18 protein-coding genes and 1 pseudogene are annotated in these 19,489 nt (G+C 74.2%); 12 read left to right on the top strand and 7 right to left on the bottom strand.

Annotated features, from left to right (window positions below):
* The 5 genes from ACWENR_RS07730 to ACWENR_RS07750 all read left to right on the top strand — a co-directional run.
* Positions 1–252 (top strand): hypothetical protein (locus ACWENR_RS07730; RefSeq protein WP_452276232.1); only part of this gene is annotated, 252 nt, incomplete at its 5' end.
* Positions 253–405: 153 nt separating this feature from the next.
* A complete protein-coding gene (locus ACWENR_RS07735; protein ID WP_452276233.1) occupies positions 406–744 on the top strand; it encodes a PadR family transcriptional regulator in 339 nt (112 codons plus the stop codon).
* The gene (locus tag ACWENR_RS07740; protein ID WP_452276234.1) at positions 741–1,805 is read left to right on the top strand and encodes a hypothetical protein; all 1,065 of its coding nucleotides are present in this window, start codon (positions 741–743) and stop codon (positions 1,803–1,805) included. The genes ACWENR_RS07735 and ACWENR_RS07740 overlap by 4 nt, the downstream gene beginning before the upstream one ends.
* Before the next feature lie 43 nt (positions 1,806–1,848).
* The gene (locus ACWENR_RS07745; protein WP_452276235.1) at positions 1,849–2,499 is read left to right on the top strand and encodes an HAD family hydrolase; all 651 of its coding nucleotides are present in this window, start codon (positions 1,849–1,851) and stop codon (positions 2,497–2,499) included.
* A 98-nt stretch (positions 2,500–2,597) separates the two neighbouring features.
* Positions 2,598–3,092 (top strand): DinB family protein, encoded by a 495-nt coding sequence (locus ACWENR_RS07750; RefSeq protein WP_452276236.1) that lies wholly within the window; start codon positions 2,598–2,600, stop codon positions 3,090–3,092.
* Between the two features lie 50 nt (positions 3,093–3,142).
* On the opposite strand, the gene ACWENR_RS07755 is transcribed toward ACWENR_RS07750, so the two are convergent.
* Both ACWENR_RS07755 and ACWENR_RS07760 read right to left on the bottom strand, forming a co-directional pair.
* Positions 3,143–3,700, bottom strand: coding sequence for a DinB family protein (locus ACWENR_RS07755; RefSeq protein WP_452276237.1), 558 nt, complete (start codon positions 3,698–3,700; stop codon positions 3,143–3,145).
* A 70-nt stretch (positions 3,701–3,770) separates the two neighbouring features.
* The gene (locus ACWENR_RS07760) at positions 3,771–4,502 is read right to left on the bottom strand and encodes a MarR family transcriptional regulator (protein WP_452276238.1); all 732 of its coding nucleotides are present in this window, start codon (positions 4,500–4,502) and stop codon (positions 3,771–3,773) included.
* Positions 4,503–4,795: 293 nt separating this feature from the next.
* Between ACWENR_RS07760 and ACWENR_RS07765 the strand changes: the two genes are divergently transcribed.
* The 3 genes and pseudogenes from ACWENR_RS07765 to ACWENR_RS07775 all read left to right on the top strand — a co-directional run.
* The gene (locus ACWENR_RS07765; protein ID WP_452276239.1) at positions 4,796–6,010 is read left to right on the top strand and encodes a serine hydrolase domain-containing protein; all 1,215 of its coding nucleotides are present in this window, start codon (positions 4,796–4,798) and stop codon (positions 6,008–6,010) included.
* A gap of 191 nt (positions 6,011–6,201) precedes the next feature.
* Positions 6,202–6,339 (top strand): hypothetical protein, encoded by a 138-nt coding sequence (locus ACWENR_RS07770; protein WP_452276240.1) that lies wholly within the window; start codon positions 6,202–6,204, stop codon positions 6,337–6,339.
* 277 nt (positions 6,340–6,616) lie between these two features.
* Positions 6,617–8,293 (top strand): annotated as a pseudogene (locus ACWENR_RS07775) (TlrC/CarA/OleB/SrmB family ABC-F type ribosomal protection protein); the annotation flags it as partial.
* A 191-nt stretch (positions 8,294–8,484) separates the two neighbouring features.
* Here the strand turns inward: ACWENR_RS07775 and ACWENR_RS07780 are convergent.
* On the bottom strand, positions 8,485–9,252 hold the full coding sequence (locus ACWENR_RS07780) for an HAD family hydrolase (RefSeq protein WP_452276241.1): 768 nt from the start codon (positions 9,250–9,252) through the stop codon (positions 8,485–8,487).
* Between the two features lie 128 nt (positions 9,253–9,380).
* On the opposite strand from ACWENR_RS07780, the gene ACWENR_RS07785 reads away from it, so the two are divergent.
* Both ACWENR_RS07785 and ACWENR_RS07790 read left to right on the top strand, forming a co-directional pair.
* Complete coding sequence (locus tag ACWENR_RS07785; RefSeq protein WP_452276242.1) at positions 9,381–10,265, top strand: ABC transporter ATP-binding protein; 885 nt, start codon at positions 9,381–9,383, stop codon at positions 10,263–10,265.
* A complete protein-coding gene (locus tag ACWENR_RS07790; RefSeq protein ID WP_452276243.1) occupies positions 10,265–10,867 on the top strand; it encodes a hypothetical protein in 603 nt (200 codons plus the stop codon). Before ACWENR_RS07785 ends, ACWENR_RS07790 begins: the two co-directional genes overlap by 1 nt.
* Positions 10,868–11,037: 170 nt before the next feature.
* Here the strand turns inward: ACWENR_RS07790 and ACWENR_RS07795 are convergent, their stop codons facing one another.
* Positions 11,038–11,859, bottom strand: coding sequence for a MerR family transcriptional regulator (locus ACWENR_RS07795; protein ID WP_452276244.1), 822 nt, complete (start codon positions 11,857–11,859; stop codon positions 11,038–11,040).
* Positions 11,852–12,388: a VOC family protein gene (locus ACWENR_RS07800; protein WP_452276245.1), complete on the bottom strand. Its 537-nt coding sequence runs from the start codon at positions 12,386–12,388 to the stop codon at positions 11,852–11,854. Before ACWENR_RS07800 ends, ACWENR_RS07795 begins: the two co-directional genes overlap by 8 nt.
* Positions 12,389–12,526: 138 nt before the next feature.
* On the opposite strand from ACWENR_RS07800, the gene ACWENR_RS07805 reads away from it, so the two are divergent.
* Positions 12,527–13,513, top strand: coding sequence for an L-threonylcarbamoyladenylate synthase (locus ACWENR_RS07805; protein ID WP_452276246.1), 987 nt, complete (start codon positions 12,527–12,529; stop codon positions 13,511–13,513).
* Between the two features lie 86 nt (positions 13,514–13,599).
* Positions 13,600–14,019 (top strand): CBS domain-containing protein, encoded by a 420-nt coding sequence (locus ACWENR_RS07810; RefSeq protein WP_452276247.1) that lies wholly within the window; start codon positions 13,600–13,602, stop codon positions 14,017–14,019.
* An 86-nt stretch (positions 14,020–14,105) separates the two neighbouring features.
* Here the strand turns inward: ACWENR_RS07810 and ACWENR_RS07815 are convergent, their stop codons facing one another.
* Both ACWENR_RS07815 and ACWENR_RS07820 read right to left on the bottom strand, forming a co-directional pair.
* Positions 14,106–14,909: an MBL fold metallo-hydrolase gene (locus tag ACWENR_RS07815; RefSeq protein WP_452276248.1), complete on the bottom strand. Its 804-nt coding sequence runs from the start codon at positions 14,907–14,909 to the stop codon at positions 14,106–14,108.
* Between the two features lie 58 nt (positions 14,910–14,967).
* A complete protein-coding gene (locus tag ACWENR_RS07820) occupies positions 14,968–19,428 on the bottom strand; it encodes an HAD-IC family P-type ATPase (RefSeq protein ID WP_452276249.1) in 4,461 nt (1,486 codons plus the stop codon).
* Between the last annotated feature and the right edge of the window lie 61 nt (positions 19,429–19,489).

A 19,489-nucleotide genomic window follows, 5' to 3' on the forward strand; every position in this document is an offset into this window, starting at 1 on the left:
TTTTGCGACAACGGCGGCCCGGTCCAGTCCCTCCATGCCGACCTCTCCTCGCTCGCCTACCTGGCCTTCTCGCTCCATCGCCTCCTCCGAGAGTTCGACTGGAGCGACGGCGGGGACGAGGACTTCGCGCGCCTCGACGAGGCCGTGGAAGGCGTCCGCGCTGCGGTGGAGGAGCGGGATCCGCTGCCCTTCCAGGGCGACAGCCTCTGGCTGCCCGTGCTGGACGAGATGGCCTCTGGCATGTGGTCCTGAGGCGTCCAGCCACCGGAGAGTGCTCGTGTGGCTTGTTCGGGTCTGCCGGTCGCGGGGCGTGGCTCGGGATTGCAAGCGGGCGATGTAAGCGCCCTGGCCAGCGTGGCACCGGCGCCGTTGCCCCATAGTCAGATAATCTTTATATTGGCGGCCATGTCGAAGGCCATGCGAGAACCGACGTTCTGGATCCTGACCGCGCTGGTCGATCAACCACGGCACGGGTACGGCGTGATCCAGACGGCCGAGGCGCTCTCCGAAGGCCAGGTCAGGTTGCAGGCCGGCACCCTCTATGCGGCGCTGGACCGGTTGGCCGCCCAAGGACTGGTCGCGATCGACAGAGAGGAGACCGTTGAAGGGCGTCCTCGGCGCTACTACCGCCTCACCGACGGCGGCGCGGCAGCACTCGCTGAGGAGACAGCGCGACTGGCCCACAACGTTCGCATCGCATCGCGGCGGCTGAACGCCTCGCGGCCTGGCCCGGCGTTCGCATGAGCCGCCGCCTCGCCACCCCATATCGCCTGCTGCTGCACGTCTACCCGAAGGGCTCACGTCGCGGAGAACTGGCAGACACGCTGCTCATGGCGGCCGAGGCCGGGCACGTCCGGCCCGGCCTTGTTGAGACGCTCAACCTGCTTCGGCAAGGCATGCGGGCCCGACTCGGTCGTCCACTCAGCAGAGGCGTGGTCGTGCTGGCAATCTTCGCCTCAGTCTTCTCCGGCTTTCTGAGCGCGTCGCTGGCGAACCGTATTGGTTGGGAGGCTGCGCCGGCGCTCCCAACCGGGGCAGAGCGGACTCAGCTGGCCGAGATGCTCACCCCAGGCTTATCGGCACAATGGTACGAAATGTCGGACGACTCCTTCCACAACAACGGTGGTGAGACCGATGCGGCGTCGGTCAGCTACGGCACCGATCGAACGCCTGCGACCGAGGACGTCGACGCCTATCTAGCCGGCCTGCAGCAACGCCTGGAGGCGGCCGGCTGGCGCGTCACCGACACCTACTCGACCAGCCCGACCGACATCGAAACCGGCGCCCGGCAGAACAACTCGCAGGCATTGACCGCACGCAACGACGCACTCGTGCTGTCGTTCGAGGACTACTTCGACGCAGCGTACGCCGAAGGCGGGCTCAGAGTCTCGATCTACCGGGCGGAACCGCGCTGGCTCACTGGTTCGACGCTCGCCGTCGGCGTGCTCGGTATGCTGGCCGGCTGGCTGCTAACCGGCTGGGCCAGCCGCCGTCTCGAGCACCGTCCGTTGGCTGCTCCTCTCGCGGCCACCGCCGCCATTGCCGGTCTCGTCTTGCTGATCCCCGCCTGGCTGCTCGGTAGTCTGCAATTCCTGGGCGCACTGTCCGACACGGCCGTGCCTGACTCGCCGTTCTGGCGTGGCCTGGTGCCCACCGACGAGTTCGGCGGCCTGGCCTACCCCGCCGGGGCGGCGATAACAGCAGCCATCGCCGTGGCCGTGCTCTGCCCGCCCCGGCCGGCACCCGCCACCGACCCCGGCTCAGCCAGTCATCTGACCCACGAGGCCAACCTCGACCAGAATTAGTCGGCGCCGGCAGGCTCGCCCCACACTCGACTAGCCTGTCCGGATGATCAACGCGATCGGGCTTGTCATCTTCGACTGCGACGGGGTGCTGGTGGACAGCGAGCGCATCGCGGTCCGCGTCAACGTCGCGCTTGGCGCGGAACTGGGCTGGGCCCTGACCGAGGCAGAGGTCATCGAGCGCTTCATCGGCCGGTCCAGCACGTCCATCGGTGAGCAGATCGCGGCCCGCCTCGGACAGGGCGTGGCTGCCACCTGGGCTGAACGGTTCGATCTGGCACACCGTCAAGCGGTGGACGCCGGACTGACCGCCGTCGACGGGATCAACGACGCGCTCGATGAGATCACCCAGTTGACGTGCGTGGCGTCGAGCGGCACGCACGAGAAGATGCGGCACACCCTGGGCCGCACCGGCCTGTATTCCCGCTTCGAGGGCCGCATCTTCAGCGCGACCGAGGTCGCCCACGGCAAGCCCGCCCCCGACCTCTTCCTGCACGCGGCGGCGACGATGGGTGTCCCGCCCGCGGCGTGCGTCGTAGTCGAGGACAGCCTGTACGGAGTCCAAGCGGCCCGCGCCGCCGGTATGCGCTGCTTCGGCTATGCGGGCGGATTGACCCCCGCGCACCGGCTGGAAGGCCCGGACACGGTGGTCTTCGACGACATGCGCAAACTCCCCGCTCTGCTGAACACAGCCTGATCCCCTCGCAGCCGGTCTCGTTGATCGATCTCGGCCCCGAGTCGCAGCCGGCCGGTCACGGCGGTCGCGGCGTCCGGGACGGCACGTAGGGTCGGGACATGCTTGAGTCCCAACGCGAAGCCGTGCCGAGCAACGACGGCGGCGAGCTGGACACCACCCTCGCCTTCCTGTCCTTCGCGCGGTCCTGCGTGCTGAAGAAGGTCGCCGGTCTGAGCGAGGAGCAGTTGCGGCGCCGCCTGGTCGTCTCCGACACCACGCTGCTGGGCCTGGTGCAGCACCTGACCGACGCCGAACGGTACTGGTTCGGCTACACGCTCGCCGGGGACGCGCGCTACGCCGACCTCGACTTCGACATGGTGGTCGGGCCGGAGCGTTCCGCCGACGAGGTCATCGCCGACTATCGGGCCGCGATCGCCGAGAGCGACGCGCACATCGCCGCAGCCGCCGGCCCCGACGCCCGTACCGCGCAGCCGGTCTCCGACTCGCCTCGTACGCTGCGCTGGGTGCTCGCCCACATGATGGGCGAGACGGTCCGGCACGCCGGTCACGCCGACATCCTGCGGGAACTCGTCGACGGTGCCACCGGCCGGTAGGAGATCGTGCCACCGGCCGGTGGGAGACCGTGACTCGGGCCGGAGGGCGCTCAGAAGGTGAAGTCGGCGGGCGCGCCCTCGCCCACCCGGCCGTCCACCGCCTCCCGCAGCAGGTCGGCGTGCCCGGTGTGTCGCGCGTACTCCTCGATCATGTCCAGGAGCATGGCGCGGACGGTGGGGGTGCGCCCGTCCGGCCAGGTGAAGGAGGCCGGCCCGTCGAGGCCGCGCTCGGCGACGACCTCGGCCACCAGCTCGCGGGAGCGCTCGACGGCGGCCCGCCACCCGGCGTAGACGTCGTCCGCCGGGTCCAGCGCCCCGGTGCGCCATTCCCAGTCCGGGTCGGCGTCGAAGTCGACGGCGTCCCAGGGAGCGCCGTACTCGCGGCCGGCGAGCTTGACCGCGAGCCAGTCCGCCTCCACCAGGGCCATGTGCTTGACCAGGCCGCCGAGCGTCATGGTGCTGGCCGCCGTGGTCGCGCGCAGGCCCTTCTCGTCGAGCCCGAAGGTCTTCCAGGCGAAGGTACGCCGGTTACGTTCGAGGACCGCCCGCAGCGAATCGGCCTCGGTGGGGACGGCGGGCGGGGAAGGGCGGCGGCTCGCTTCGCTCATGAGCCGGAGCATAGCCAGCGCTCGCCGGCGCAGGTCGGGCGTCGATGCGTGGTCGGCGCGAGGATCTGTCCTAACGATCCGTCGCCCGTCTCGACAGGTAGTCCTGCCGCCACTGCTCGGCTGCCCGGATCAGGCTGTGGCTGACGTGATCCAGGAACTGGCTCATGTCCTGTAGCCGGGCGCCGGCGGGGGTGGTCGCGTCGAGGATCTCGGCCCCGTCCCGGGCGAGTACGGCGATCGTGGCGTTCTGTCGGGCGCTGACCAGCCAGGCCCGGTACCAGACGTCGGGGTCGATGACGTACCGCTCGCGTCGTCGACGGGGGTCGCGTTCGCGGCGGATCAGTTCCTGCTGTTCGAGTTCGCCGATGGCCTTGGAGATGGACGCCGGGCTGACCCGGAGGCGCTCGGCGAGTTCGGCGGCGGTGAGGCTGCCGCTGTCGGTGAGGTAGAGGCAGGTGAGCACTCGGGCGGTCGTGCGGGGCAGCCCTGTCGTGATCATCGCCGCGGTGAATCGTTCCTCCAGGCCGTGGACGGCGTGGGGGTCTCGTCCGACGGCGCCGATGGCGGTCGACGGCGCCGGGGCCCGGACGGGGGCCGGCTTGCGCCGGCGGGCCCGGCCCTGGGTTGCCTGCTGCGCCCGGGCGGCCTGGTAGCCGTCGGCTCCACCGTTGCGGGTCACCTCCCGCGTGATGGTGGAGATCGGCCGGTGCAGGCGCTTGGCGATCTCGGTGTAGGTGAGGCCTTCGGTCAGCCCCGCTGCGATGTCCTGGCGATCCTGGTAGGTCAGCCTGCCTCCCGGCATCGGGTGGGCCCTCCTGTCCCTGTGCCGCACAGCCCGCGTGCTGTCCGAAGCGGACGCAGTATTGCGTTCGTCGGCATCTCATTGCAAGAAGCCCCTGGCTCGTCTTGCGTTCGTTCACAAGCCCATTGCAAATAGCGCCGGCTTTGAGCTGCCGAACAAGGAAATTCGACGAATCCACTGTTGCGAGTTTTCTGAATGCAAGCTAGCTTTTCGTCACCACTGAACGTTGATGATCGTCATCGCAGCGAGGCGACGGGCGTCGAGCTGACGTCCCTCGCCCGGAAGGGGTCGGCATGACCAAGTCTCCTACCTCGACGGCCGGGCCGCTCGTCGGCGCCGCGGCACTGGCGGGGGCGACCGCCGGCGCGGCTTCCCCTGCGGCCGGCGTCGCGGGCCACTCCCGGGTCCAGCAGGCGCTCGACCGGGCCGTGGCCGACGGCGGCGTGCCGGGCATGGTCGCGGAAGTTCGCGACCGGCACGGGCGATGGTTCGGCTCGGCGGGGATGGCCGACCTCCGAAGCGGCCGCGAGCGCCGGCCGGAGGAGCGGTTCCGAATAGGCAGCGCCACCAAGCCGTTCACGGCCACCGTGGTCCTGCAGCTGGAGGCCGAAGGGAGGCTCAGCCTCGACGACACGGTGGACGAGTGGCTGCCCGGCCTGGTCGGGGGTGGCGACAACGACGGCGCCACGATCACCGTCAGGCACCTGCTCAACCACACCAGCGGGATCTTCAACTACGGCAACGACACGGAGGAGTTCGCCAAGTTCTCCGGCCCGGCGTGGCTGGAACATCGCCACGACACCTACCCGCCCGAGCGGCTCGTGGAGATCGGCCTGCGTAATCCGCGCTCCTTCGAGGCGCCCGGTGACGGCTTCGTGTACTCCAACACCGGCTACATCCTCGCCGGGATGATCGTCGAGAGGGTGACCGGCGGGACGCTCGCCGACGAGATCTCGCGGCGGATCGTCGACCCGCTGGAGCTGACCGGGACCTACCTGCCGGGTGCGGAAACGCAGATACGCGGCCCGCACCCCCGGCACTACTCGACGTTGTTCGCCACCGAGCCCGACGCCAGGACCTACGACGTCACCGAGCAGAGCGCCACCACCGGCTGGGCGGCCGGCGGACTGATCTCCACGATCGGCGACCTCCACCGATTCGCCGCCGCACTGCTGCGCGGCGAACTTCTCCCGCCGGACCAGCAGGAGGAGATGTTCACCATGGTCAGGACCGGTATCGCGGCGCCGGACGGCTCCTGGACGGACACGTGGATCCCCGACACCACCTACGGCACGGGGGTCTTCACCTGGCGGCTGTCGTGCGGCGTGCGGGTCTGGGGCATCGGCGGCGCCATCACCGGCGGGTTCTCCTTCGCGATGGGCACCCGCGACGCCGCGCACATGATCGCCACCAACATGAACATCGACACGTACGGCCCGCGCAACTCGCTCGACATGGTGAAGGCCGTGCTCGAGGCCGAGTTCTGCCCATCCGCTTCCCCGGAGTGACGATCAGTACGGATTGGAGGCACCATGCCCGGTTCCGGTACGCGTCGTGTCGATCGCAGGCTCGCCCCCTGCGCCGCGGTCGGATCCCTGCTGTTCACGCTCGGCTGGCTTTCGTCGCCGGGATCGCGACCCGGCGCCAGGGACAGCATCGTCTCGGCGGATGGCTGATCGCCGCCGGCGCGATCACGTTGGTGCTCTTCGGGATCTACGGCGCCAGCTTCGACGAGGCCACCACGGCGGACAACGAAGGACTCGCGGGCCTCGCCCAGCGGGCGTGGTTCACCTGGATCTTCCTGTGGTTCACCGTGCTCGGCCTGCTCCGACGCTGATCTCGTACCGCCAGGAGCCCGCTAGCGCCCCGGCGTCCGACCTTCCGGGTCGGGGGTGGTGACGCCGGGCACATACGAGACGGACCGTATCGTCTTGACTGGTGGGTCGTGATCGCCTACCGTCATCGGAACATAGGCGAGACGCACCGTCTCGTCGGGCCGTCCGTCCACCTACCGGTGACACCGCCGATCGGGCCCGTCGCCAATCGAGATCCGTAACGCGTCCGCACGGGCCCGCCCGTGCCGCTCGGCTCGGCCGAGGTCAGGGGGTTCTGCCTTGCTCACTGCCCAACTGTCGCTACACGACGTCACCCGCCGCTACGACGACCGCGTGGTGCTGGACGCGGTGTCCTTCACCGTCAGGCCAGGCGAGAAGGCGGGCATCATCGGGGACAACGGCGCCGGTAAGTCCACGCTGTTGCGGCTCCTCGCCGGGGCGGACCGGCCCGACAACGGGGAGGTGACGGTGGTCGCGCCCGGCGGCATCGGCTACCTCGCCCAGTCCCTGGCGCTGCCGCCCGAGGCCACGGTCCAGGACGCGATCGACCTCGCCCTTGCCGACCTGCGCGAGCTCGAGGCACGGATGCGCGACGCCGAGACCGCGCTGCGCGGCCTGGCGGGGGCGGAACTCGTGGCCGCGATGGAGGCGTACGCCGGGCTGGTCGCCCGGTACGAGGCGCGGGAGGGGTACGCGGCGGACACCCGGGTGGACATCGCGTTGCACGGGCTCGGCCTTCCGGCTCTGGAACGTACGAGGCCGCTCGGCACGCTGTCCGGCGGGGAACGGTCGCGGCTGGCCCTGGCCGCCACCCTGGCGTCCCAGCCGGAACTGCTGTTGCTCGACGAGCCGACCAACGACCTGGACGACCAGGCCGTGGGCTGGCTGGAGGAGCACCTGCGGGCGCACCGCGGCACGGTGCTCGCGGTGACTCACGACCGGGAGTTCCTCGACCGGGTCACCACCACCATCCTGGAGGTCGGCGACGGCGCGGTGACGCGCTTCGGCGACGGCTACGACGGATACCTCGCCGCCAAGGCCGCCGAGCGCCGGCGCCGGATCCAGGAGTACGAGGACTGGCGCGCCGAGCTGGCCCGCAGCCGGAGGACGGCGGCCGTGAACGCGGTCCGCCTGGACGCGATCCCGCGCAAGGCGCCGATGGCCAAGTTCGGGCACGGCGCCTTCCGGGCCCGTGGCCGCGACCACGGGGCGATGGGGCGCATCCGCAACGCCAAGGAGCGCATCGAGCGCCTCACCGGCAATCCCGTCGCGCCGCCGCCCGACCCGCTGGTCTTCGCCGGCAGCATCTCCGGAGCTGGCAGCGTCTCGGGAGCCGGCAGCATCTCCGGGGCTGACGGCATCTCCGGAGCCGAGGGCCAGGTGCCGGAGGCGACGGCGGAACTCACCGGGATCCGCGTCGCCGACCGACTGTACGTGCCGCCGCTGCGGATCGGGGGCGCGCAGCGACTCCTGGTCACCGGGCCCAACGGTGCGGGCAAGACCACCCTCCTCCGGGTCCTGGCCGGGGAGCTGCACCCGGACGAAGGGACGGTACGCACGCACGGCCGGATCGGATACCTGCGGCAGGAGGAGGTTCCGTGGCCGCCCGACCTGACGGTGGCGCAGGCGTTCGCCCACGGGCGTGCCGGCGACCCGGACGAGCACACCGACGAGCTGCTCTCCCTCGGCCTGTTCCGGCCGGCCGACCTGCGACTGCGGATCGGCGAGCTGTCGTACGGGCAGCGGCGCCGGATCGAGCTGGCCCGCCTGGTCAGCGAACCGGTCGACCTGCTGCTGCTCGACGAGCCGACGAACCACCTCTCCCCGGCCCTGGTCGAGGAGCTGGAGGAGGCCCTGGCGGAGTATCCGGGCGCGGTGGTCGTCGTCACCCACGACCGCCGCATGCGCGCCCGGTTCACCGGCACCCACCTGGAGCTGCGAGCCGGCCGCGTCGCGGGACTGCGGGAGGTCGGTCCCGCGGCCCACGCCCGCGCCTCGTCGGTCAGCCCCGCCGCGTGCACCGCACGTCGCCGCACCGCGGTGGCGTCCGCGCGCGGGTCGTCGGCCCGCCCGGTGGCCGGCCGACCGTCGTCCGGGCCTGCCGACTGACGGGCCGAGCGGTGCCGGACGCGTCGGCCCGAGCCCGGTCAGCCCCGGGCCGGCCCACCGGCCAGCTGCCGTAGCAGCGCCAGCAGCCCGTGGCCGTCCTCGATCCGGGCGTCCGGCTCGACGCCGGGCAGCGGGGCCTCCCGGTCCGTGCGGGGCGACCGCATCAGGATCGCCGCGCCCGTGCCGGCGCGTCGGGCGCAGGCGACGTCGCGGTGCACGCTGTCGCCGACGAACCAGCAGTCGCCGACCGGCACCCCGACGGCTTCGGCTGCCAGGAGCGCCAGCTGCGGGTTGGGCTTGCGGGGCCCGGCCTCGTCGCTGTAGAACTCCGCCGCGAAGAGCCCGGAGAGCCCCGCGGCGGACAGGAAGTCGCGGTGGGCGGCACCGCAGAGCGTGTTGCTGACCACCGCCATCGGGAGCCCCGTCCCGGCGGCGTGGCGCAACGCCTCGGGGATGCCGGGCCGCACCGCCCAGCTCTCCCGCCAGGTCCAGGCGTACGCCAGCGGGGTCGCCTCCCGGTCGACGGCGGCGCGGGCGGCCGGCGGCCAGGTGCGGGTCACGAAGCCGGCCCACACCTGGCCGTGCGGCAGCTCGACGGGGTCGCCGGTCCGGCCCACGTCGTCGCGCCACCGGGCGTACGCCCGCGCGCCCTCGCCCAGGTCCCGGGCGATCTGCTCGTCCGGGACCGCGCCGTCGACGAGTGCGGCGAGGCGCCGCACCAGCCCCGGCGGCGCCGGCGGTCGCGGTGGCGCGTCGGCCAGGACGCCGCCGAAGTCCAGCAGGAGGGCCCGAGGGGTACGAAGCATGCCGCGATCCTCCCGCACCGGGGCGACCACCGAGGGGGTCGGCGGTCGGCGGACCTGTTCGCCGGTTCCCCTCGGCGTGGTGACGCTCCGCGATGCCGGGCCGCCCCGAAGGCGGCGAGCCGTCCATAATGGGCCGCGTGATCGAGGCGATGCACCTCACCAAGCGTTACGGCCGGACCACCGCGGTGGACGACGTCAGCTTCACGGCGGCGCCGGGGCGGGTGACCGGTTTCCTCGGCCTCAATGGTTCGGGCAAGACGACCACACTGCGGATGCTGCTCGGGTTGAGCCGCGCCACGTCCGGCGACGCCCTGATCAACGGCAGGCGGTTCCGGGATCTCCGCGATCCGGTGCGGCAGGTCGGCGCGGTCCTGGAGCAGGGCGTCAGCCACCCGGGCCAGACCGGGCGGGCCCATCTGACGTCGCAGGCCGTCCTCGCCGGCGCGAGCCGCGCGCGGGTCGACCACCTGCTGGAGTACGTCGGGCTGGACGGTGCCGCCGACGAACGCACCGGCGATTACTCGCTCGGCATGCGTCAGCGGCTGGCCGTCGCGACCGCGCTGCTGGGCGACCCCGCGGTGCTCGTCCTCGACGAGCCGGCGAACGGCCTCGACCCCGAGGGCATCGCCTGGCTCCGCGAGCTCCTGCGCGAGCACGCCCGCAACGGCGGCACGGTACTGATCTCCAGTCACCTGCTCGCCGAGCTGGCCAAGGTGATCGACGACGTCGTCATCATCGCGAAGGGCCGGATCCGGCGCGCGACGCCGCTGGCCGACCTGTACGGGTCGGCGACCCATCGGCTGCGGGTCCGTGGGCGGGATCCGCGGCGGCTGTGGCAGGCGTTCGAACAGGCCGGCGGGCAGGTCAGCACCGAGGGGCAGGTGTTGGAGGTGGTGGGGCTGTCACCCGAGCAGGCCGGCGAGATCGCCTTCGGTGCGCAGGTGCCCGTCTACGAACTGGCCGTGGACACCCCGAACCTCGAACAGATCTTCTTCGACCTGGCGGCGGCGTGATGGTCGCGCTGGTCCGCAGCGAGCTGCACCGGATGGCGACGGTCCGGTCCACCTGGCTCTCCCTGATCATCCTGAGCGGACTGGGCCTGCTCTTCGGCGTGGTCGACGCCGCCGCGTGGCAGCTCCTGGCCGGCGTGGGCACCTTCGGTCTCGCCGCCATGCACGTGGGCCAGCACTACCAGCACCGGACGGCGGTCCTGCTCCACCTGGCGCAGCCGAACCGTGCCCTCACCCTGGTCGGCCACCTCGTCGCCGCCGTCGTGGTGGCCCTGGTGTTCATGACGCTGAGCGGCGTGACGGTGCTGCTCGACGGCGACATCCGGGAGTTCCGGGACGCCGCGGCCGTCGTTCCCCTGATGGCCGTGTTCGCCGCCGCCAACGCCGCGATCTTCCGCCGGCCGACCTGGCTCTTCCTCGGGTACGGCGGCTGGTTCATCTTCGTCGAGGGGCTGGCCGGCAGGCTGGACGCGCCGCTGCCGTTCTCCGCCTACCTCGCGGCCGGCGGCGGCGACCGCGCCAACCTGCTGGTGTTCGCGGGTTGGACGGGCCTCTCGCTGGTCGGTGCGCTCTTCGCCGTCCGGCGCGACCTCGTCGGCGACTAGACGCGCCCGGCCGTCCCGGCCAGCCGGGGTCGACGCGGCGGTGTCGGCCGGGAGCAGTGCCGGCCGGGCTCGACGTGGCGGTGTCGGCCGGGGGCGACGCGGCGGGGACGGTCCGGCTCGGCGGGGCGCGGCGGAACCGGCGGCCGGCCTCCGCGGGCCGGGTGTCCGCGCTACTGCCAGGTGGCGGTGTCGGGGTCGATGCCGTGGGCGCGCGCGCTGGCGTCGACGCTCCGACGGAACCACGCGGCGAGGCCGGGGCGGATGCCGTCGTAGTGGGCGGCGTATCCCGGGTCGGACTCGAACATGCGGCCGAGGCAGACCTGCATCTGCCTGGTGAGGGGAAAGTAGGAGGCGAACACCGCCCGGTGCCGCTCGACGAGTCGGTTCGCCTCCGGGCTGCCGGGCGCGACCCCGGCGTCCACCGCTTCTGCGAGGGCACGGTCGAGGTCGGCGACGTCCTCGGCGACCGCCTGCCAATCCTCCGGGCTGCGGGAGGCCGAGCGCTCGGCGTACTGCCGCCACTGCGGCGTGTCCCCGTAGCGCTGGCGGGCCCGGGCGGGCCCGTCCGGGTCCCACTCCGGGCCGAAGACCGCGGCCTGCTGCTCGGCGGTCAGCAGCAGGCCGCGCTCGTGGGCGACGATCATCCGATCCAGCCCGGCACCGAGCTGCCGGAGGCGGTCGATCCGTTGGGCGACCTCGGCGCGCTGCGCGCGCAGCGCGGCGGGCACGTCCGCGGCCGTGTCGTCCAGGACGGCCCGGATGGCGTCCAGGCCGAGGCCGATCTCGCGGTAGGTCACGATGCGGTGCAGGCGTTCCAGGTCGCCGGCGGTGTAGAGCCGGTATCCGGCGGCCGTGCGCAACGACGGCCGCGCCAGACCGATGTCGTCCCAGTGGTGCAGCGCGCGGACCGTCACGCCCAGCCGCGCCGCGACCTGACCGACGGTGCGGCCGTCGGCCTCGCCGGCCCTGGCAGTGGCGGTGATGTCAGGCATGCTCCGCATTGTCGCCGCGCCCGACGCCCGGTGGGGTGATGCCGACGGCCGCAAGATCGCGCGCCTCCTGACTGGCCGGATCCCAGGGCTTCGCCGCGGTGAGGACGACCCGCGCGTTCTCGGGGGTGATCACCTCGACGTCGCGGGTGTTCCAGGGCGTGTCGCGTGGGCCGTCGACCGAGTCCGGGCTAAGCGCCCGGCACGCCTCGGCCACGGGCTCGATCTGGTCGAGCACGCACGCGAAACTGACGCTCATCGCCGGCGCCCGCTCCGGAGCGCTCACCGCCGGGACGAGGAGCACGTCCTGGAACACCCAGCGGCGCATGTGCACCACCTGGCCGGGCATGCGGAACAGCTCGATGAACCCGAGCCCACGGATCCAGAAGTCCACCGACGCCTCCAGGTCGGCGGTGGGGATCGTCACGAACGCGGGCATGCCGTAGATGCCCCGGAACGGCTCGGGCGCGACGGCGTCCGGGCCCGGGACGGGCACGCCGCCCAGGTGGAAGGCGTCGAAGTAGTCACTCATGTCCACCACCCTCCGGCCTCACGCGACGTAAGGGTCAAGCCGGAGCCGGAGATCCGCCGGGGCGTGGGCGACGCCCGGCGGTCACAGTCCGCCCGGTCGCCCACGGGCACCGCGCCGCGGCAGGTTAGCGTCGCAGGTGTGACCACCGGATCCCCGCGCGTGCTCCCGGCCGACAGCGGCATCGCCGAGGCCGCCTCCGTCCTGCGTACCGGCGGGTTGGTGGCCTTTCCCACCGAGACCGTCTACGGGCTCGGCGCGAACGCGCTGGACGCCCGCGCGGCCGCCCGGATCTTCGAGGCGAAGGCGCGGCCCAGCTTCGACCCGCTGATCACGCACCTCGCCGACTCGGCCGAGCTGGAGAAGCTGGTCGGGGCGGTGCCGCCGGCGGTGGCGGCGCTGGCCGAGCGCTTCTGGCCGGGGCCGCTGACGCTGATCGTGGACCGGCCCGCCGCGATCCCGCAGATCGTCACCTCCGGGCTGCCGACGATGGCGGTCCGGGTGCCGGACAACGCGTACGCGCGGGCGCTGATCGCCGAGGCGGGGGTGCCGGTGGCGGCGCCGAGCGCGAACCGGTTCGGCCAGCTCAGCCCGACCCGGGCCGAGCACGTGGTGCGCGGCCTGGGCGCCGCCGTGGACGTGGTGCTCGACGGCGGGCCGACGCGCTGCGGGATCGAGTCGACCATCGTGGACGCCCGCGCCGGCCGGCCGGTCGTGCTGCGCCTCGGCGCGCTGCCGCTGGAGGCGCTGGAGGAGGCGGTCGGCCCGGTGACCGTACGCCCCGGCAGCTCCGGCCAGCCCGTCGCGCCCGGCACGCTGGCGGCGCACTACGCCCCGCGTACGCCGCTGCGGCTGGCGACGGGCGCGCAGCCGCCGGCGGCCGACGGGGTCCGGCGCGGCTTCCTGGCCTTCCGGGAGCCGCCGGCGGGCGACTGGGCTGCGGTCGAGGTGCTCTCCGCCGCCGGTGACCTGACCGAGGCCGCCGCGCGGCTGTTCGACGCGCTGCACGAGCTGGACGCCACCGGGGTCGGCGAGATCGTGGTCGAGCCCGTTCCCGAGACGGGCGTCGGCCGCGCGGTCAACGACCGGCTGCGCCGCGCCGCGGCGACCTGGCAGCCGGCGGGTTGAGAGCCGCGCGCGACCGGTGGCGCATGGGCCGGGGCGGCGGGGGTAGGAGAAACGGCAACAACCCCCGGAAGTGAGGTGTCATGCCAATGCCGACCGCACGCGAGATCATGACGAACGACGTGACCTGCATCCGTGAGCAGGACGACCTCAGGACGGCCGCGAAGCAGATGGCCCAGCTGGGCGTGGGCTCGCTGCCGATCTGCGGGGACGACAACCGGCTCAAGGGCATGCTGACCGACCGCGACATCGTGGTCAGGGTGCTCGCCGAGGGCCGCGACCCGGGCAGCGTCACCGCCGGTGAGCTGGCCCAGGGCGAGGCTGTGACGATCGGCGCCGACGACGACGCGGCGGAGATCCTGCGGACCATGAGCCAGCACAAGGTGCGCCGGCTGCCGGTGATCGACGGGCACGAGCTCGTCGGCATCGTGGCCGTCGCCGACGTGGCCCGCTCGCTGCCCGAGCGCCCGGTCGGTGACCTCATCGAGGCCATCTCCGAGCGCGGCTGACCGCACGCGTGAACTGATCGCCGCCCCTCCGGCCCCGCCGGCGGGGGCGGCGATCGGCGTACCCGGGCCCGCGACCGGCCGCCGACTCAGGCCGGCGGGATGAGCGGGACGGTCTCGCCCCGGGCGACGGTGCGGACGCTGCCGGCGAAGCCGCGCCGGCGGGCCTCCGCCACGAAGTGGCCCAGCGGGGAGCGGAACACCGGATAGTCGTCGTAGTGGATCGGCACGGTCAGCCTCGGCCGGACGGTCTCGACCAGGTCCGCGCCCTGCCGGGCGTCCATGGTGAGCAGGATGCCGGCGATCCGCGTGCCGCCGAGGTGGATCAGCATGGCGTCGATGTCCGGGTACCGCCGTGGGACGTCGGCCAGCATCGGCCGGTTCAGCGTGTCGCCGGTGACGTACAGGCGGAACTCGCGGGTGCCGTCGCGTTCCAGGTCGATCATCGTGCCCATCACGTCGGGCAGCAGCAGGTCCAGCGCGCCCGGCCCGTGCCTGCCCGGCATCGAGGTCAGCCGCAGCGTCTCGGCCCCCCGGCGCAGCTCCCGGGAACGCCAGGTGGGCAGGCCCTCGGCGGCCCGGAACCCCCAGCGGCGCAGCTTCGGCTCGGCGGCGGGCGTGGTGACGATCGGCAGTTCCCGGTCGAGTTCCCGGCGGGCCACCCGGTCGAAGTGGTCGCCGTGCAGGTGGGACAGGACCACCGCGTCCAGCGTCGGCAGTTGGGCGATCCGCAGCGCCGGATCGGTGCGCCGGCGCGACCACAGGCCCTTGCCCAGGTAGGCGCGCTGCCCCCGGTGCAGGAAGTTCGGGTCGGTCAGCAGGGTGAACCCGCCGATCCGCAGCACCGTCGTGGCGGTGCCGATGAACGTGACCTCCGGCTGCGTCGTCAACATGCCCACCTCCGTGCAGGGCCGTACCCGTGATCGGCCCGCCCATGCGGATCGGCGGCGCTCACCCCTGCGACGCGGCGTCGGGAGTCACCCCGCCGGGCCGCTCCGGCTCGTGCGGGCCGGCCTGTGGCAGGCGCTCCACCAGGCGGGTCAGCGCGCCGTTGGCGAAGGTCGCGCCGAGCGCCGAGCCCGTGGCGATGGTCCAGCCGACCGGCCCGAGCGGCGTGCAGCCGAAGAACTGGCTGAGCCCCGGCGTCTGCACGACGGCCACCAGCACCCCGGCCGACGCGGCGGTGGAGGCGAGTACGGCCGGGCTGGTGCCGCCGGCCAGCACCGTCTGCCCGAGCTGGGTGCCGACCAGCGAGACCAGCGCGACGGTGCCGGCCCGCCGGCGCCGCCCGGTGTAGCGGGCCATCGTCCAGCCGGCGGTGGCGCCCAGCGTGGTGGCGGCGGCGCGCAGCCCGATCTCCCGGGTCATCGTCCTGCCGAGCGAGGTGTCCGGTCCCTCCCGGAGCAGGCCGTCGGCGTGGTCGGCGGCGGGTGGCCGGACGGCGATCGCCAGCGCCGGGGCCAGGTCGGTGAGCAGGTTGACCAGGAGCAGTTGCCGCCCGGTGAGCGCCGACCGGCCGGTGGCGGCGGCGGTCAGCACGCTGAACGCGATCTCGCCGAGGTTGCCGCCGACCAGGATGCTGAGCGCGTGCCGCACCGAGGACCACATCGCCCGGCCCTCCACCAGCGTGGCGATGATGGTCTCCAGCCGGTCGTCGGTGACCACCAGGTCGGCCGCCGCGCGGGCCGCCGGGGTGCCCCGCTGGCCGAGGGCGATGCCGACGTCGGCCAGCCGGATCGCCGGCGCGTCGTTCGCGCCGTCGCCGGTCATCGCGACGGTGCGCCCGCACCTCTGCAGCGCCTGGATGATGCGCACCTTGTGCGCGGGGGTGCACCGGGCCACCACGTCGGTGGCGGCGAGCCGCTCCGCGAGGGCGTCGTCGTCGAGCCGGTCGAGTTCCGTCGCGGTGACCACCCGCTGCTCGTCGTGGTCGCTGATGGTCGCCGCGATCGCCTCGGCGGTGGCCGGGTGGTCGCCGGTGATCATGATGGTGTGCACGCCGGCCTGGCGGATCCGCCGCACGGCGGGGGCGGCGCTCTCGCGCACCCCGTCGGCGAGGGCCAGGAAGCCGACGAAGGTCAGGTCGTGCACCCGCTCGTCGGTGACCCCGAGCGAGGAGACGCGGCACTCGGCCACCGCCAGGATCCGGTGCCCCGCCCCGGCCCGGTCGGCGAGCAGCGCGTGCAACCCGCCGCGCCCCTCGTCGTCGAGCGGCTCGTCGCGTCCCCCCGGCGTACGCCAGGCGGAGCACCGGGGCAGCACCGACTCCGGCGCCCCCTTGACGCTCAGCAGCAGCCGCCCCCCGGCGCGGCCGACCGTGGCGTGGTAGCCGCGCGACGGCTCGAACGGCAGGCCGCCGACCGGCTCCCACCCGTCCGCGCCGACCTGCTCGGTCACCCCGGCCGCGCGGGCGCCGTGGCGGACCGCCCGGTCGGTCTGCTGGGCCAGCTCGCGGGGGTCGTCGGCGGCCGGGGTGGCGCGCAGCGCGGCGGCGAGGACCGCCCGCAGCCCGTCGTCGAGCTGGTCGACCGGTGCGTACCGGCCGTCGTCGCCGATCCCGGCGAGCATCAGCTGCCCCTCGGTGAGGGTGCCGGTCTTGTCGAAGCAGAGCACGTCCACCCGGCCGAGCGCCTCGATGGTGCGCGGGTTGCGGACCAGCGCGCCGTGCTCCGCCAGCCGCCGCGCGGCGGCCAACTGCGCCGCGCTGACCAGGAACGGCAGGCCCTCCGGCACGGAGGCGACGGCCAGGTTCGCGGCGGTCGCGGCCGTCTCGGCCAGCGGTACGCCCCGGGCCAGCCCGGCGCCGGCCACCGCCACCGCCGAGCTGGCGGCGAGCGGGATCGCCGCCCGGGTCAGCCGGCCCAGCCGGGCCTCCACGCCGCTCGCCGGGGGTGCCTGCCGGGCCAGCGCGAGGCTCCGCCCGGCCTCGGTGTCCGAGCCGGTGGCCACCACCACCGCGGTGCCGCGGCCGGCGGCGACGGTGGTGCCCTCGTACAGCATCGACCGCCGGTCGGCGACGGCGGCGGCGACGACCGGCTCGTCGGTCTTGCCGACCGGCAGCGACTCGCCGGTGAGCGAGGACTCGTCGGTCTCCAGGCCGGCCGACTCCAGCACCCGGCAGTCGGCCGGCACGGCGTCCCCCGATTCGAGGAGTACGACGTCTCCGGGCACCAGCTCGTCGGCGGACAGCACCCGTTCCGTGCCGTCGCGGCGCACCCGGGCGGTCACCGCCGACCGGGACAGCAGCTCGGCCAGCGACCGCTCCGTACGGTGCTGGTGCACCGCCCCGAGCAGCGCGGACCCGCCGACCACCCCACCGACGAGGGCCGCGTCGACCGGTGAGCCGAAGGTCGCGGAGAGCACCGCCCCGGCGGCGAGCACCGGGGTGAGCGGGTTGGCCAGCTCGTCGACGAAGGCGCGCAGCAGCCCGGTCGGCCCGGACGGCTGCCCGGTCGCGTCGCCGCGACGGCGTTCGGCCTCGGCCGTGGCGAGCCCGTCCGGGCCCGTGCCGAGCTGGTCGAGGACGGCCGGGGACGGCATCAGGTGCCAGGCGGTGATCGTCGGCGCGGGGGACTCCGCCCGGCCGGGCAGCCGGCGCGCCCGTACGACGCCGTGCGCGAAGGCCAGCGCCGCCGCGCCGTTGACGGCGGAGAGGGAGCGACCGGGCAACTGCGCGGGCGCGGCGGTGAGCGCCCCCAGCGCGCCGAGGCCCGTGCCGGCCAGGGCCAGGCCGATGTTCTGCCGGGTCATCCGGCGGGCCACCCCGGTCGCCTCGACGATAAGCGCCGCCACCCGCAGGTCGGTGCCGACCAGCAGGTGCGCGCCCCAGGGCGGCAGGTCCTCGGGGGCGGACATCCCCAGCCCGCAGTCGGCGACGCCGAGCGCGGCCCGGTCGCCGGAGACCACCAGCACCACCGCCCCGCCGAACTGGAGCGTCCGCACCGACTCGGCCAGCCGGTCGCCGCCGGGCAGGTGGTCGTCGGCGAAGCCGTACCGTCGGTCGTCGTCGCCGGCCACGACGATCCGCAGGCCGGCCTGGCGGGCGGCGGCCGGCAGGGCGTCGACGCCCGGCGCGGGTTCCGGTTCGACCCGCAGTACGGCGGCGAGGGTGTCGCCGTCGGCCAGGCCGAGCAGGAGCCCGCCGGCCTCGCGCAGCCGCCGGCTGTCCTCGGTGTCGCCGGGGTCCTCGGCCGCCACCGCGGCCAGCGGCCCGAGCCGCCAGCCGTCGGCCCGCCGCAGCCCGGCCGGGTCGCCCGGGTCGAAGAGCGCGAACGCGCGCGTCGCCACCTGCCCGGTGTCCGCCCCGGCCAGCGGCGCCAGGTCCGCGAGCACGCCCCGGTCGGAGCCGAGTACGGCGGCGTCCAGCACCACCGTGTCGATCTGGTCGAGTCGGCGCAGCACGCTGCGGTCCATCGCGATCACCCCGCGCCGGGCGAGGATCCGGCCGAGCTGCGCGGCGTATCCCTCGCGGCCGCTGCCGGGGGCCTTCGGCAGCGCGGAGAGTCCCAGCGCGGCGGCCCGCTTCCGGCCGACGACCGGTGTGGCGGCGGCTGCGGCGGCGGCGCCGGCGGCGAGCATCCGGGTGACGTGCTGCTCGACCGGGCCGTCCGGCTTCGGCCGGGGGCGTTCGAACTGCGGCGTCCGGGCCACGGCCCGCTCCGGGTCGCCGGTCAGCCGCGGCTCCGCCCGCGCCCAGGCCCGGCTGTGGGCCCGCGCCTCGCCCCACTGCACCACCCGCTGCGCCCCGTCGAGCACGATCCCGGTCCACCCGCCGGCCAGGCCCTGCACGACCGCCTCGGCGAGCGGGAACAGCAGGTCCGCGCGGGGGTCGGCGCGCAGTCCCCGGTCGGCCAGCGCGTGCAGCTTCGGGTGCAGGTCGACCGCGCCGAGCAGCCCGGCGACCTCCGCGGGCACCGGGGTGAAGGGCAGGATCCGGGTGGCGGCGGAGATGGTGAGGCCCAGCGCGTCGGAGGCCAGCGCGCCGAGGGTGCGCGGCGTGCGCGGCCCCTCCTCGGGCGGGTGCGGCGGCGGGACCTCCGGGTCCGGCTCGTGCGGGCAGGTGCGTTCCGCCCGGGCGACGGTGGCGACGAGGTCGCGCAGCTCCGGCTCCGGCGTGCCGACGGCCACGACCACCCGGCCCGACGGCGCGTTGACCCGCGCCCACTGGACCCCCGGCACCCGCTCCAGCGCCGCCTCGACCTGCCGGGCGAGGATGTCGCCGCCGTCCTGGCAGACGCCGTGCACCTCGATGTGGTGCCGGCCGGGCCGGGACCAGATCCGGCGGCGGGTCAGCCCGGCCGCCCGGGCCAGCCGGGTGGCGGCGGCGCCGACGCTCCGGGACGCCTCGCCGACGACCTGTGGCACGGCCACCGACGGCAGGAGCCGGCCGGCGGCACGGCCCAGCGACGTCATCGAGGCGTACGACCGGCCGGGCGCCGGCCGGGCTCCCCACCGTTGCCGCTGCCGCCGTACG

This window comes from Micromonospora sp. NPDC004336 (genome assembly GCF_053602615.1).

Coding starts and splice junctions, on each gene's coding strand:
- ACWENR_RS07800 (WP_452276245.1), bottom strand. CDS start 12,388: ATGAGTGACTACTTCGACGCCTTCCACCTGGGCGGCGTGCCCGTCCCG.
- ACWENR_RS07780 (WP_452276241.1), bottom strand. CDS start 9,252: ATGCTTCGTACCCCTCGGGCCCTCCTGCTGGACTTCGGCGGCGTCCTG.
- ACWENR_RS07750 (WP_452276236.1), top strand. CDS start 2,598: ATGCTTGAGTCCCAACGCGAAGCCGTGCCGAGCAACGACGGCGGCGAG.
- ACWENR_RS07795 (WP_452276244.1), bottom strand. CDS start 11,859: ATGCCTGACATCACCGCCACTGCCAGGGCCGGCGAGGCCGACGGCCGC.
- ACWENR_RS07760 (WP_452276238.1), bottom strand. CDS start 4,502: ATGCCGGGAGGCAGGCTGACCTACCAGGATCGCCAGGACATCGCAGCG.
- ACWENR_RS07765 (WP_452276239.1), top strand. CDS start 4,796: ATGACCAAGTCTCCTACCTCGACGGCCGGGCCGCTCGTCGGCGCCGCG.
- ACWENR_RS07755 (WP_452276237.1), bottom strand. CDS start 3,700: ATGAGCGAAGCGAGCCGCCGCCCTTCCCCGCCCGCCGTCCCCACCGAG.
- ACWENR_RS07820 (WP_452276249.1), bottom strand. CDS start 19,428: ATGACGTCGCTGGGCCGTGCCGCCGGCCGGCTCCTGCCGTCGGTGGCC.
- ACWENR_RS07745 (WP_452276235.1), top strand. CDS start 1,849: ATGATCAACGCGATCGGGCTTGTCATCTTCGACTGCGACGGGGTGCTG.
- ACWENR_RS07810 (WP_452276247.1), top strand. CDS start 13,600: ATGCCGACCGCACGCGAGATCATGACGAACGACGTGACCTGCATCCGT.
- ACWENR_RS07785 (WP_452276242.1), top strand. CDS start 9,381: ATGGGCCGCGTGATCGAGGCGATGCACCTCACCAAGCGTTACGGCCGG.
- ACWENR_RS07735 (WP_452276233.1), top strand. CDS start 406: ATGTCGAAGGCCATGCGAGAACCGACGTTCTGGATCCTGACCGCGCTG.
- ACWENR_RS07790 (WP_452276243.1), top strand. CDS start 10,265: ATGGTCGCGCTGGTCCGCAGCGAGCTGCACCGGATGGCGACGGTCCGG.
- ACWENR_RS07740 (WP_452276234.1), top strand. CDS start 741: ATGAGCCGCCGCCTCGCCACCCCATATCGCCTGCTGCTGCACGTCTAC.
- ACWENR_RS07815 (WP_452276248.1), bottom strand. CDS start 14,909: ATGTTGACGACGCAGCCGGAGGTCACGTTCATCGGCACCGCCACGACG.